Below are 13030 nucleotides of genomic sequence, written 5' to 3'. Positions count from 1 at the left end.
GTCGTTCAGCCTAGGACGTGGCCGTCTGCGGCCCGGCGCCGCCACCGACCGCAGCGTCGGTGGAGGCACGCCTCGACCGGGACTTCTTCTTCGGTGGGGTCAGCCAGGTGAGGTCGCCCGCATGGGTGTTGGTGCCGACCACGAAGGGGCGTGACTCGGTGTAGCGGATGATCGAGACCGACGCCGGGTCGACGTGGATGCGCTGGAAGAGGTCGAGGTGCGTGCCGAGGGCGTCCGCGAGGATCGACTTGATCAGGTCGCCGTGGCTGACTGCGAGCCACACGGCGTCGTCCCCGTGCTCGGAGGCCACCCGCGCGTCGTGGCGGCGTACGGCGGCCACCGCCCGGTCCTGCATGGCCCGCATCGACTCGCCCCCCGGGAAGGTCGCCGCCGACGGCTGGGTCTGGACGGTCTTCCAGAGCTTCTCCTTGGCGAGCTCCTTGATCGGCCGGCCCTGCCACTCGCCGTAGTCGCACTCGGACAGCTGCTTCTCGACGCTCGCGCGCAGCATCCCGGGCTGGCGCGAGGTGATCTCCTTCGCGGTCTCCCGGCAGCGCTCCAGCGGACTGGTGACGGCCGCCGCGAGGCGTACGCCCGCGAGCCGATCGCCGACCGCGACCGCCTGCTTCACGCCGGTCTCGTCGAGGTGCACGCCCGGCGTGCGGCCCGCGAGGACACCGGCCGTGTTGGCGGACGAGCGGCCGTGTCGCACGAGGATCAGGGTTGCCATACGGGGCAGGCTAGTGGGACTAGCCTGAGCCCGTGATCGTCGACAACGCGCTCTACCACGACGGCAGGCGTGTCGCCCTCGGTGACGGCGACGACCAGAGCCTCGGCTCGGCGCGGGTCCCGTGCGACCCGGGCGACTTCCAGTGGATCGGCATCCACGACCCGACGCCCGACGAGCTCGACCTCATCGCGCGGACCTTCGACCTGCACCCGCTCGCTGTCGAGGACGCCGGGGACAAGCACCAGCGCCCCAAGCTCGAGCGCTACGACGACACGTTGTTCCTGGTCCTGAAGACGCTCTGGTACGTCGACGAGCACGACGCCGTGGAGACCGGCGAGATCAACATGTTCGTCGGCCGCGACTTCGTGGTCACCGTCCGGCACGGCAAGGGCATCGACCTGTCCACGGCACGCAAGGACCTCGAGGAGCGCGCCCAGGTGCTGGAGCACGGGCCGATGGCGGTGCTCTATGCGATCTGCGACCGCGTCGTCGACGAGTACGAGAAGGTCGGCGCCGCGCTCGAGGAGGACGTCGACGAGGTCGAGGAGTCGGTCTTCTCCCCCGCCCGCACCGACGACTCCACCCGCATCTACGTCCTCAAGCGCGAGATCGCGGAGGTACGACGCGCGGTGCTGCCGCTGCGCGAGCCGATGCGCAAGTTCGCGATGGGCGTGCACCCGAGCATCTCCAGCGAGACCGCGACCTACTTCCGCGACGTCGCCGACCACCTCCAGCGCGTCGCCGAGGTCATCGACAACCTCGACAACCTGCTGTCGACGGCCTTCGACGCGCACCTCGCCCGGATCTCGGTGCAGCAGAACGAGGACATGCGCAAGATCTCGGCCGGCGCGGCGCTGGTCGTCGTACCCACGCTCGTGGCCGGGATCTACGGCATGAACTTCGACTACATGCCCGAGCTCCACTGGCGCCTCGGCTACCCGTTCTCGCTGCTGCTGATGGGCGGCATGGTCACCGCGCTCTTCGTCTGGTTCAAGAAGTCCGGCTGGTTGTGACGCAGGAGTCCCGGGTCGCTCCGTCTGCGTGGCGGGTGGTCTGGTGGTTCGGCTTCGTCAGCCTGGCCGCCGACATGGTCTACGAGGGCGCGCGCTCGGTCTACGGCCCGGTGCTCGCCGCCCTCGGTGCGTCGGCGGTGGTCGTCGGCCTGGTCACCGGTGCCGGCGAGGCGGTCGCGCTCGTGCTCCGGCTGGCGTTCGGCCCGATCGCCGACCGGACCGGCCGCTACTGGTCGCTCACCATCCTCGGATACGGACTCACCGCCGTCTGCGTGCCGCTGCTCTGGCTGGCGCCTCGCCTGGGTGCTGCGGGGCTCGCCTTCGCCGCGACGATGATCCTGCTCGAGAGGCTCGGCAAGGCCATCCGGTCGCCGTCGAAGTCCGCCCTCCTCGCCCACGTCGCGACGGCGGTCGGTCGTGGTCGCGGCTTCGGCGTCCACAAGGCGCTCGACCAGGTGGGAGCCTTCGCCGGGCCGCTCCTGGTCGCGGCCGTCGTCGCCGCTTCGTCCCTCTGGGCCGGCATGGCGGTGCTCGCGGTGCCCGGCGTCGTCGCGATGGTGCTGCTGTTCACGCTGCGCGCCCGCGTCCCCGACCCGGGGGTGTACGACGACCCGCCCGCGCCGGCGACCAGCCCGGCGCCCGACGAGGAGCGCCGTGGCTGGTGGGCCGAGGCGGTCGGGGCCGGGCTGTCCGGCGAGTTCTTCCGCTACGCCGTCGCGGCATCGCTCACCACGGGCGGGCTGGTGACGTTCGGGATCATCGGCTACCACCTGACCGTCGACGGGCTGGTGCCCGTCGCGGCGGTCCCGGTCGTCTACGCCGCCGCGATGGCCGTCGAGGCGGTGGCAGCGCTGGTCGTCGGCACCGTCTACGACCGCACCGGGACCCGCGTGTTGCTGGTCGTGCCGGTCCTCGTGGCGCTGGTGCCGGCGCTCGCACTGGGCTCAGCCCTGTGGTCGGTCCTCGCCGGCGTCGTGGCGTGGGGCTTCGCGCAGGGCGTGCAGGACTCCACGATCAAGGCCGTCGTGGCCGACCTCGTCGAGGCGCCGCGGCGGGCGACGGCCTACGGCGTCTTCGCCGGCATCCAGGGCGCGCTCGCGATCGTCGGAGGCGTGGCGGCCGGCTGGCTCTACGAGCGGTCGCTGGTGGCGCTCGTGGTCGTGGTCGCGCTCACGCAGGTCGTCGCGCTGGTGCTGCTGCTGGCGACCTTCAGGGGTTCAGCACGCCGACGCCGAGCAGGATGAGGACGCCTGCGCCCAGCAGGATCCGGTAGACCACGAACGGCGTGTACGAGCGCGTGCTGACGTAGCGCAGCAACCAGGCGATGGCGGCGTACCCCACCACGAACGAGACCACCGTGCCGACGATCGTCGGGCCCCAGCCGAAGTCGTTGTGGCCGTTCGGGATGTCCTTGAGCTCGAAGATCCCGGCCCCGACGACGGCGGGGATCGCCAGCAGGAAGGCGAACCGGGTCGCCGCCTCGCGATCGAAGCCGAGGAGGCGTCCCATCGAGATCGTCGCACCGGAGCGCGAGACGCCCGGGATGAGCGCCATCGCCTGGGCGACGCCCATCAGCACCGCGTCCTTGAGGGTGATCTTCTTGATCGTCCGGTCCGTGCGGCCCACGCGGTCGGCGATGCCGAGCACGATGCCGAGCACGATCAGCGTGCAACCGACGATCCAGAGGTTGCGGAAGTCGCGCTCGATGACGTCCTTGAGCAGGACGCCCAGCACCACGATCGGCAGCGAGCCGATGATGACGTACCAGCCCATCCGGGCGTCCAGCGTGCCGCGGTGCTCGGCCCGGAAGAGCGAGCGCACCCAGGCGTTGCCGATGCGCCAGATGTCCTTGCGGAAGTAGATGAGGACCGCCAGCTCGGTGCCGATCTGGATGACCGCGGTGAACGCGGCTCCCGGGTCGCCCCAGCCGAAGAGCTCGGGGAAGATCCGCAGGTGGGCGCTGCTCGAGATCGGGAGGAACTCGGTCAGGCCCTGGATGATGCCCAGGACCACGGCCTTGAGGAGATCGGTCACGAGGCGTGAGCCTAATGGCGCGTCCCTGCAACGAACCTGACGGGCGCGTGGCTAGTCTCGCCTGCATGCAGCAGCGTTCCCTCGGCGCCACCGGGCTCAAGGTCTCCCGGCTCGGACTCGGCACGATGACCTGGGGCCGCGACACCGACGAGCACGAGGCGCGCGACCAGCTCGTCGCGTTCACCGAGGCCGGCGGCACGCTCCTCGACACCGCGGCCGGCTACGGCGACGGGGCGAGCGAGGAGCTGATCGGTTCGCTCCTCGGCGACGTCGTCAGCCGCGACGAGGTGGTCCTCGCCACCAAGGCCGGCATCTCGCGTCGCACCGGCGAGCGGGTCACCAACACCTCGCGCGGCAACCTGCTCGCCACCCTCGACGCGTCCTTGAAGCGGCTCGGCGTGGACCACGTCGACCTGTGGCAGGTGCACGTCTGGACCGACGAGACGCCGGTCGAGGAGACGCTCCACGCGCTCGACCTCGCCGTGTCGTCCGGCCGGGCGTCCTACGTCGGAGTCTCCAACTACACCGGGTGGCAGACCGCGCAGGCCGCCACCTGGCAGCGCGCCGTCCCGGGCCGGGTGCCGCTCGCCTCGACGCAGGTCGAGTACTCGCTGCTCAACCGCAACGTCGAGCACGAGGTCGTCCCGGCCGCGCAGGCGCTCGGCCTCGGCGTGCTGCCGTGGTCGCCCCTGGGTCGCGGCGTCCTCACCGGCAAGTACCGCACCGGCACGCCGTCCGACTCGCGCGCCGCGACCGAGCACTTCGGGCGCTTCGTCGGCGTCTACCTCGACGACCGGGGCCGCGGCATCGTGGAGGCCGTCGCCCGCGCCGCCGACGGCCTCGGCTGGTCGCCGCTCGAGGTGTCGCTGGTCTGGGTGCGCGACCGGCCCGGGGTGACCGCCCCGATCGTCGGCGCGCGCACCGCCGCCCAGCTCGACGGGGCCCTCGGCGTCGAGGACCTCACGCTCCCCGTCGAGATCCTCGACGCCCTCGACGACGTCTCCGCGGAATAGGACCGCGCCGACGCCCGTTCCGCCCTCACTTGTCCCCCGAGCAGTCAGGAGAGCAGATGGCCCGCATCCAGCGTCGCCCGCCCGGCCGAGGCATCGAGTGGGAGTTCGAGACCCTCGTCCTGGACCGCGACCTCTCCCGCAACGTGGTCACGCGCATGCTCGTCGAGCGCGCGGAGCACGGCGGCTGGGAGCTCGACCGGCTCCGCATCGGCAACGACGGCAAGCGACGCGTGGTGCTGCGGCGCAAGATCATCCGGCAGCGGCTGACCCTCTTCGCCAGCTGACGTCCCCGCCGCCGCTCGGCCGTGAGTCTCTCGGAGACTCATGGCGGAGGTCGGGACTCGATCCTCGCGCTACCGAACGGTACGGGTGTCCCGGGGCCCCGATCGCAGCCGTACTGTTCGGTAGCGGCGGACCCGCGCCCGGAACCAGGGAGCTACCAGCCCGAGGTGCCCGGGGCGCCCTTGAACGGACCGGTCACGCGCGAGGTGATCCAGCCGCCGTAGAAGTTGCCCGGCTGCGGCACCACGACCTCGTCGTCGACCGTGCACCGGTCCACGCGACCCGGGTAGAGCGCGACGTGGTCGAGCAGCACCTCGAAGCCCTTCGACGGCGTCGGGTAGGTCCACGCGATCGAGGCCAGCACCTCGTCGCGGACCACGAGGTCGAAGTAGGCCGCCTGACCCTTCCACTCGCACCACGACGCACCGCGACCCGGCCGCAGCACGCCGTCGGAGAACGACGACAGCGGGAGGTAGTACGTCGGCGGGTGGCTCGTCTCGAGCACGCGCAGGCTGCTCGTCGTGTCGGCGACGACGAGACCGCCGTGGGTCACGACGACGTGCTCGCTGCTCGGGTCGATCGCAGGTGGACGCGGGTAGTCCCAGACGGACTCGGTCATGGCTACAACCTACGGAGCCACACCTAGGGGCTCACGCGGTGCTCACGCCGAGGCGGCCTCGGCCGTGGCCTTGAGCTCACGCACCATCGCGTCGGGGTCGTCGGCGGAGTAGACCGCCGAGCCCGCGACGAAGACGTCGGCACCTGCCTCGGCGCACCGCTCGATGGTCTCGAGCGACACCCCGCCGTCCACCTGGAGCCAGGTCTCGACGCCGTGCTTGCGCATCAGCTCGCGGGCAGTGCGGATCTTCGGCAGGCACAGGTCGAGGAACTTCTGGCCCCCGAAGCCCGGCTCGACGGTCATGATCAGGAGCATGTCGAGCTCGGGCAGGAGCGCCTCGTAGGGCTCGATCGGCGTCGCCGGCTTCAGCGCCATGGAGGCCCGCGACCCCTGGGCCCGGATCTCGCGCGCGAGCCGGACCGGCGCCTTGGCGGCCTCGGCGTGGAACGTCACCGACCCGCAACCGGCCTCGGCGTAGGCGGGCGCCCAGCGGTCGGCGTCCTCGATCATCAGGTGCACGTCGATCGGCTGCGAGGCGTGCTTGCTCAGCGCCTCGATCACCGGCAGGCCGAGCGTCAGGTTGGGCACGAAGTGGTTGTCCATCACGTCGACGTGCACCCAGTCGGCACTGGGGATCCGGGCGACCTCGTCGGCGAGGCGCGACAGGTCGGCGTTGAGGATGCTCGGCGTGATCTGGATGCCCACGGCACGATCCTAGGGAGTCGGCTCCGCGTCCATCCGGGCGGCTCGACTCGCAGCCGGTACGACGACGTGGAGGGCGTTGCGCTCGACCTCGAACGTCGCGGGCGTGCGGGCGGCGATCTCGCCGTCGAGGTTCACGTCCAGCGGCTCGTCGGTGACGATCCGGATGCGGCGTGCCGTGAGGTGGTGGACGCGCTCGTGCTCGACGAGCTGTCCGGTGCGCAGCAGCCGCGCGACGGACAGGTGGTCGCGCAACCGGCCCTGCTCGACGGCGTACACGTCGAGGAGGTGGTCGTCGATCGAGGCGTTCGGGGCCACGGTGAGGCCGCCGCCGTAGTGCCTGCCGTTGCCGACGGCGACCTGCATGAGGTCGCGCAGCTCGAGGACGGTCCCGTCGTCGAGCTCGAGCCGCGCGGCGAACGGTCGGTGCGAGCGGTACGCCGCCAGGGTGGCGGCCGGGTAGGCGAAGCGCCCGAACCGTCGCTTGAGCCCCGGCGTGAGTCGCTGGGTCACCGCGACGGACAGGCCGACCGACGCGACGTTGAGGTAGGCGCGACCGTCGACGGTGCCGAGGTCGACGTCGACGACCTTGCCGGTGGTCAGGGTCGCGACGGCCTGCTCGAGCACGGACGGGATCTCGAGCGTGCGGGCGAAGTCGTTGGCCGTGCCGAGCGGCAGCACGCCCAGCGTGGTCCGGGTGCGACTGACGAGTCCGGCGGCGCACGCGATGGTGCCGTCACCGCCGCCGACCACCAGCAGGTCGGGCTCGTCGGCGACCGCCACCTGGAGTGCGTCCATCAGCTCCCCGCCGCCGTGCGCCGGCCGGACACGGACGTCGTCGGACACCGACCGGAGGGCGGCCTCGACCAGCGGCAGGGCGCGGAGGCCGGTCCGGGACGCGGTGTTGACGACGACGGAGACCCGGTCGCTGCGGGGCTGGGTGGGACAGGCGTTCGTCATGACGCGACGCTACGGAGCGTGCGTGAGAGTCGCGTGAGGACCACCTGTGGGGAGCCTGTGCGCTACCCGTCCTCGGGCTCGGGGGGTGCCTCCGCACCTTCGTCGTCGTCGCGGTCGGCCCACTCCAGCAGCGGGGCGATGTCGAACGGGTGCCCGTCGATGTCGGCGTGCAGGTCACCGATCTCGGCGAACCGCCCGGGCATGGTGGCGATCGTGAAGTCGTCGGGCTCGCACCCGTCGACCTCGTCCCACCGGATCGGCGCGGAGACCCGGGCGGTGGGCACGCCGCGCACCGAGTAGGCTGCCGCGATCGTGTGGTCGCGCGCGTTCTGGTTGTAGTCCACGAACAGCTGGGCGGGATCGCGGTCCTTGCGCCACCACGCGGTCGTCACCTCTCCCCCGGCCCGGCGCTCGACCTCGCGCGCGAACGCCAGCGCCCCGCGTCGTACGTCCTGGAAGCCGTGGTCGGGCGGGATCCGCACGTAGATGTGCAGGCCCGAGCCGCCGCTGGTCTTCGGGAAGCCGGTGGCTCCGAGCTCGTCGAGCACCTCGTGGGCGACGTGCGCGACGCGCTGCACGGTCTCCCAGCCGCACTCCGGGCCGGGGTCGAGGTCGATGCGCCACTCGTCGGGCTTCTCGGTGTCGGCACGACGGCTGTTCCACGGGTGGAACTCGACGGTCGACATCTGGACGGCCCAGATGACGCTGCCCAGCTCGGTCACGCAGAGCTCGTCGGCCGTCCGCTTCCAGCGCGGGAAGAACAGCTGGACGGTCTCGACCCAGTCGGGCGCGCCGGACGGGAGCCGCTTCTGGTGGACCTTGTCGCCGGCGAGGCCCTTCGGGAAGCGGTGCAGCATGCACGGCCGCTCGAGGAGCGCGTTGACGATGCCGTCGCCGACGGCGAGGTAGTACTCGACCAGGTCGAGCTTGGTGGCGCCGCTGTCCGGGAAGTAGACGCGGTCGGGGTTGGTGACCTTGACGACGCGGTCGTCGACCTCGATCTCGACGAAGGGGGAAGCCACTCCCGCAGCCTACGGGCTACTTCTTGTCGGGTGCCTCGGACGGCACGGGCTCGGCAACCGTCACCGTGACCGTGTCCGACCAGCCCTCGTCGGCGTACTGGGACTGCGGGCGGTGCCAGCGGAACTCCGTGGTCTCCGAGACGGGTACGACGACCCGCGCCAGGCCGTCGGCACCGGCCAGCTGCGGTCCGCCGACCGGCGTCCACGCGCCGTTGCCGGTGCGGGACTCGAGGACGAGCGGGTCGCCGGTGACGCGGCCGCTGCCGTCGGCCACCCGGCCGGTGAGCGTGACGTCGTCGCCTGCCGCGACCTGCTTGGCCGGGGTGCTGATCGCGGTCGTGAGCGACAGGCCCTCGAAGTCGAAGGTCGAGCCGCCCGCACGGACGGCGTCCAGGTTGAACGGACGAGCGTCGCAGCCGAAGCCGGTGACCACGAACCCGGCACCGTCGCCGTGCTCGGCGGCGAAGTCGGCGGGAGTGGCCGAGCCGGCCGCGGAGACCTGCCGGCGGCTGCCGAGGTCGACGAGGGACCAGTCGTAGGTGAGCGAGGCGCTGGACACCTGCGTCCAGCCTCCCGCCGGGGCGGTGACGGGAGCGCGGCCCGCCCAGGCGGTGCCCGCGGGGCTGTCGGACGTGATCGCGACGACGTAGGACACGCCCTGGCTGCCGGCAGTGGCGGCGACCGAGAGCGACGCGTCGACGCCGGCGAGCGAGGTGAAGCTCGAGTAGGGACCGGAGGCGCTGCCGCCACCGGTCGGCACGATGCCGAGCGAGCGGCGGCCGAGCGGTGCGGAGTAGGGGCCGAGGTTGATCCGCGACTGCGGCGCCGCGCCGGCGGTGAAGACGCCGTCGCAGCCGACGTAGGTCAGGAACGTGTCGGAGTCGCCGGTCGTCGGTCCGGCGAGGGTCCGCGTGTCGGCGTGGGCAGGCGCGACGCTCATCGCACCCAGCGCCGCACCCGTCGCGACGATCCCGAGAATGTTCCGCAGCTGCATCAAGAGTCCTGCTCCCCGTACGCTCTCGCATCCCTCCGATGCGACGCGCTCACCCCATCATGCTCGACTACCCCACGGTTGTGAACACGCGGCCCGGAGATGACCAATTCTTCGTATTCGGGTGAACAGCCCCGTGACGCGTGCCGATCGGCTCCGTCGGTGGTGGTGGCTACGGTGGCGCCATGCCGCTGAGGGGTGACGACTTCCCGCGCCACCCGGTGCGTCGCGCGGAGGCTCGCGCGAGCCACGGGCTGAGCCCGGACGCCTATCCCGCCTCCATCCCGGCGGTCGCCCAGGTCCTCGCCGACGGGCTCGACCTCGAGCCGGGGGTGACGTTCCTCGTCGGTGAGAACGGGTCGGGCAAGTCGACGATCGTCGAGGCGGTCGCGACCGCCTTCGGGTTGTCGCCCGAGGGCGGCAGCACCCACAGCATGCACTCGACCCGACCGACGGAGTCGTCGCTCGGCGACGCCCTGCAGCTGGTGCGCGGGGCGGGTGCGAGCAAGTGGGGCTTCTTCCTGCGCGCCGAGACCATGCACGGCTGGTACTCCTACATCGAGGACAACCCGAGGACCTCCGGCGACCCGGACGTCGCCTTCCACACGCTGAGCCACGGCGAGTCCTTCCTCGCCGTGCTCGAGTCGCGCTTCACCGGCAAGGGGTTCTTCTGCCTCGACGAGCCCGAGGCCGCGCTGTCGTTCTCGTCCACGCTCGGCCTGATCTCGACCCTCCAGCGCGTGGTCGCCCGCAAGGGCCAGGTCCTCTGCGCGACCCACTCCCCCGTGCTCGCCGCGATGCCGGGCGCACGGATCCTCGAGGCCGGACCGTGGGGACTGCGCGAGACGACGTGGGCCGAGCTCGACCTCGTCGACCACTGGCGGCGCTACCTCGCCGAGCCCTGGTCCTACCTGCGGCACCTGCAGGACGACTGAGCGACGCCGTCCTCGCACGCGGCCTCACACGAGGGCCTCACACAGGGCCTCACACGAGGGCCCGGCGGCGCAGGGTCGCCGCGAACATCGCGTCCGTGCCGTCACGGTGCGGCCACAGCTGGAACCGGTCGACCTCGACGGTGTCGTCGCGGCTCGCCACGACCGCGTCCACCACCGCGGCCGTCTCGGCCAGCACCGGCGAGCAGGTCGCGTAGACCACGATGCCGCCCGGCCGGACCGACTCCAGGGCCGCGTCGAGCAGTGCCCGCTGGAGGACGGTGAGCACGTCCAGGTCCTGGGGCGTACGACGCCAGCGCGACTCCGGCCGACGTCGGAGCGCACCCAGTCCGGAGCACGGCGCGTCGACGAGCACCCGGTCGAACGTGCCCGGCACCCAGGCCGGTCGGGTGCCGTCGCCCGCGACGACGTGGACGGCTCCGGTGGGGACGGCGCGCATCGCCGACCGCACGAGGACCGCCCGGTGGGGCTGGCGCTCGTTGGCCACGAGCACCGCGCCGCGCTGTGCCGCCAGCGACGCCAGCAGTGCTGCCTTGCCGCCGGGACCCGCGCACAGGTCGAGCCACCGTTCGTCCCGCCCCTGCAGCGGGGCGTCGACCGTCGCGAGCGCCACCAGCTGCGATCCCTCGTCCTGCACGCCCGCACGGCCCTCGGCCACAGCGGCGACGCCGGCGGGATCGCCACCGTCGAGCACGACGCCGTAGGGCGACCGGACGGTGCGAGTGCCCCCGGCGGACTCCAGCTCGACGACGTCGGCGAGACCCGGACGCGCGACCAGGGTGACGCGCGGCGCGGCGTTGTCGGCCGCCAGCAGGTCGTCGAGCTCGTCGTCGGTGCCCAGCGCCTCCGCGAGCGCGTCGACCACCCATCGTGGGTGCGAGCGGGCGACGGCGAGGTGGCCGCGCAGGTCGCCCGGACGGTCGGGTGCGACCTGCTCCACCCACGCGTCGAGGTCCTGGCGGCTGACCTTGCGCAGGACGGCGTTCACGAGCCCGGCGGGCCCCTGCCCGACCGTGGCCCGGACGAGGTCGACGCTCGTCGAGATGGCCGCGTGGTCGGGCACGCGCATCGACAGCAGCTGGTGGACGCCGAGCCGCAGCACGTCGCGCACCTCGGGCTGGAGGCGCGGCTTGGTGAGGCAGGCGTCGATGACCGGGTCGTAGAGCCCGTGCATCCGGATCGCACCCGACGCCAGCTCGGTCGCCAGGCCGGCGTCACGGCCCTCGAGCCGGTGCTTGCGGAGGACCTGCGGCAGCACGAGGTTGGCGTACGCATCGTCGACGCGGACAGCCGTCAGCACGTCGAGCGCGGCCCGCCGCGGACGATCGACCGGGCGGCGTCCGCGGCGGGCGCGGTCATTCACCGAAGTACTCCCGCACCAGCTTCTTCGGCGCCTTCGCGGCCCACGCCTCGGTGATCACCTCGACGAGCTGCTCGCGGGTGATCTCGCCGAGCCGGGACTGCTGCACGAGCACCGCGCTGTAGCCCCTGAAGTGGTCGATGGTGAAGAACGGCGTCGACGGGTCCTCGACCAGGGCGAGCTTCTCGACCTCCGTGGCCGTCGAGATCACCAGCAGGTCGTCGTAGCGCTCGCCGGTCCCGGGATCGACCGCGGTCGGCCCCGGCGCCCGGTGGAGCACGAAGCCCTTGCCCTTCGGGCCGCGCGGCACCTTCCAGGTCGGGCGGTCACCCCAGGAGGTGCCGAGCTCGGTCTCGGGCAGCGAGGCGCAGATCTCGTCGACGTCCTCGGGACGGGCCGGTCGCGGGTCGGAGGTGCTCACGCCTCGGAGCCTAGGCGCGCGCCGGACTCGAGGCGCACGCCGCGGGCCCAGTCGGCCGCTCCCATCTGCCTCTTCCCGAACGCCTTGACCTGGCCGAGCTGCACCGGGGTCGACGCGGTGCCGACGAGGACGGCGTTCTTGGTGACCTCCAGGACACCGGGCTCGAGGGGCTCACGATCGGTGATCGTCACCGGCCCGATCTTGATCCGCTCACCCTCGAACGTGCTCCACGCGCCCGGTGCGGGCTCGCAGGCGCGCACCTGGCGGTCGATCCCGACGGCCGGGTGCGACCAGCTGATCCGCGCGTCGTCGACCAGGATCTTCGGCGCGAACGAGATGCCCTCGCCCGGCTGGTCGAGGGCGGCGACGGTGCCGTCCTCGATGCCGTCGAGCGTCTGCACCAGCAGCCCGGCGCCTCCTGCCGCGAGGCGCTCCAGGAGGTCTCCGGCGGTGTCGGTGGCCCGCACCCGCTCGGTCATCACGCCGAAGACCGGACCTGCGTCGAGCTCCTTGACGATCCGGAAGGTCGTCGCACCCGTGACCGCGTCACCGGCCCACAGGGCGTGCTGGACGGGCGCGGCGCCACGCCACGCCGGCAGCACCGAGAAGTGCAGGTTGATCCAGCCGTGCGGCACCAGGTCGAGGGCCGACTGCGGCAGCAGCGCGCCGTAGGCGACGACGGGGCACGCGTCGGGCCGCAGGTCCGCGAGGGACGCCTGGAAGCCGGCGTCGCGCGGGTGCTCGGGCTTGAGGACCGGTACGCCGATCTCCTCCGCCCGCAGCGCGACGGGACTGGCGACCAGCTTGCGGCCGCGACCGCTGGGGGCATCGGGACGGGTCACGACCCCGACCAGCTCGTGGCGGCTCGCGGCGATCGCGTCGAGCGCGGGCACGGCGACCTCGGGGGTGCCGGCGAAGACGACCCGCATC

15 protein-coding genes are annotated in these 13030 nt (G+C 72.3%); 5 read left to right on the top strand and 10 right to left on the bottom strand.

All coding sequences use genetic code 11. The annotated features are described in order from the left end of the window. Positions 1–10: 10 nt before the first annotated feature. A complete protein-coding gene (locus BLV76_RS17965; RefSeq protein ID WP_090970825.1) occupies positions 11–730 on the bottom strand; it encodes a histidine phosphatase family protein in 720 nt (239 codons plus the stop codon). Positions 731–762: 32 nt separating this feature from the next. On the opposite strand from BLV76_RS17965, the gene corA reads away from it, so the two are divergent. After that, positions 763–1743, top strand: coding sequence for a magnesium/cobalt transporter CorA (corA, locus tag BLV76_RS17960; protein ID WP_090970823.1), 981 nt, complete (start codon positions 763–765; stop codon positions 1741–1743). Continuing rightward, positions 1740–2987, top strand: coding sequence for an MFS transporter (locus BLV76_RS17955; protein WP_245734739.1), 1248 nt, complete (start codon positions 1740–1742; stop codon positions 2985–2987). Before corA ends, BLV76_RS17955 begins: the two co-directional genes overlap by 4 nt. Here the strand turns inward: BLV76_RS17955 and BLV76_RS17950 are convergent. After that, positions 2953–3777, bottom strand: coding sequence for an undecaprenyl-diphosphate phosphatase (locus BLV76_RS17950; protein WP_090970821.1), 825 nt, complete (start codon positions 3775–3777; stop codon positions 2953–2955). The two genes, BLV76_RS17955 and BLV76_RS17950, sit on opposite strands and share 35 nt — an antisense overlap. Before the next feature lie 65 nt (positions 3778–3842). On the opposite strand from BLV76_RS17950, the gene BLV76_RS17945 reads away from it, so the two are divergent. Both BLV76_RS17945 and BLV76_RS17940 read left to right on the top strand, forming a co-directional pair. Continuing rightward, positions 3843–4790 (top strand): aldo/keto reductase, encoded by a 948-nt coding sequence (locus BLV76_RS17945; protein ID WP_090970819.1) that lies wholly within the window; start codon positions 3843–3845, stop codon positions 4788–4790. 56 nt (positions 4791–4846) lie between these two features. Then, positions 4847–5074 (top strand): DUF5703 family protein, encoded by a 228-nt coding sequence (locus tag BLV76_RS17940; protein ID WP_090970817.1) that lies wholly within the window; start codon positions 4847–4849, stop codon positions 5072–5074. A 152-nt stretch (positions 5075–5226) separates the two neighbouring features. Here BLV76_RS17940 and BLV76_RS17935 read toward each other — a convergent pair whose 3' ends face one another. The 5 genes from BLV76_RS17935 to BLV76_RS17915 form a co-directional block, all read right to left on the bottom strand. After that, on the bottom strand, positions 5227–5691 hold the full coding sequence (locus BLV76_RS17935; RefSeq protein WP_090970814.1) for a DUF427 domain-containing protein: 465 nt from the start codon (positions 5689–5691) through the stop codon (positions 5227–5229). Between the two features lie 42 nt (positions 5692–5733). Then, on the bottom strand, positions 5734–6396 hold the full coding sequence (rpe, locus tag BLV76_RS17930; protein WP_090970812.1) for a ribulose-phosphate 3-epimerase: 663 nt from the start codon (positions 6394–6396) through the stop codon (positions 5734–5736). Positions 6397–6405: 9 nt separating this feature from the next. Further along, positions 6406–7353 carry a lipid kinase gene (locus BLV76_RS17925; RefSeq protein WP_090970810.1) on the bottom strand — a complete coding sequence of 316 codons (948 nt, stop codon included), beginning with the start codon at positions 7351–7353 and terminating at the stop codon, positions 6406–6408. Positions 7354–7415: 62 nt separating this feature from the next. Continuing rightward, complete coding sequence (ligD, locus tag BLV76_RS17920) at positions 7416–8375, bottom strand: non-homologous end-joining DNA ligase (protein ID WP_090970808.1); 960 nt, start codon at positions 8373–8375, stop codon at positions 7416–7418. Positions 8376–8391: 16 nt separating this feature from the next. Continuing rightward, entirely contained in the window at positions 8392–9369 is a 978-nt protein-coding gene (locus BLV76_RS17915; protein ID WP_090970806.1) for a hypothetical protein, read from the bottom strand. 182 nt (positions 9370–9551) lie between these two features. On the opposite strand from BLV76_RS17915, the gene BLV76_RS17910 reads away from it, so the two are divergent. After that, on the top strand, positions 9552–10301 hold the full coding sequence (locus BLV76_RS17910; RefSeq protein WP_090972914.1) for an AAA family ATPase: 750 nt from the start codon (positions 9552–9554) through the stop codon (positions 10299–10301). A 49-nt stretch (positions 10302–10350) separates the two neighbouring features. Here the strand turns inward: BLV76_RS17910 and BLV76_RS17905 are convergent, their stop codons facing one another. Genes BLV76_RS17905 through fmt form a run of 3 tightly spaced genes read right to left on the bottom strand, consistent with a single transcriptional unit; the run spans position 10351 to position 13029 of the window. Next, the gene (locus tag BLV76_RS17905) at positions 10351–11682 is read right to left on the bottom strand and encodes an RsmB/NOP family class I SAM-dependent RNA methyltransferase (RefSeq protein WP_090970804.1); all 1332 of its coding nucleotides are present in this window, start codon (positions 11680–11682) and stop codon (positions 10351–10353) included. Next, a complete protein-coding gene (locus BLV76_RS17900; protein WP_090970803.1) occupies positions 11675–12100 on the bottom strand; it encodes an MmcQ/YjbR family DNA-binding protein in 426 nt (141 codons plus the stop codon). Before BLV76_RS17900 ends, BLV76_RS17905 begins: the two co-directional genes overlap by 8 nt. Continuing rightward, positions 12097–13029 (bottom strand): methionyl-tRNA formyltransferase, encoded by a 933-nt coding sequence (fmt, locus tag BLV76_RS17895; protein ID WP_090972912.1) that lies wholly within the window; start codon positions 13027–13029, stop codon positions 12097–12099. The genes BLV76_RS17900 and fmt overlap by 4 nt, the downstream gene beginning before the upstream one ends. Position 13030: the final 1 nt, after the last annotated feature.

The sequence above is a fragment of the Nocardioides exalbidus genome (assembly GCF_900105585.1).
Lineage (GTDB): Bacteria > Actinomycetota > Actinomycetes > Propionibacteriales > Nocardioidaceae > Nocardioides > Nocardioides exalbidus.
This window is presented reverse-complemented; position numbering and strand designations above follow the sequence as displayed.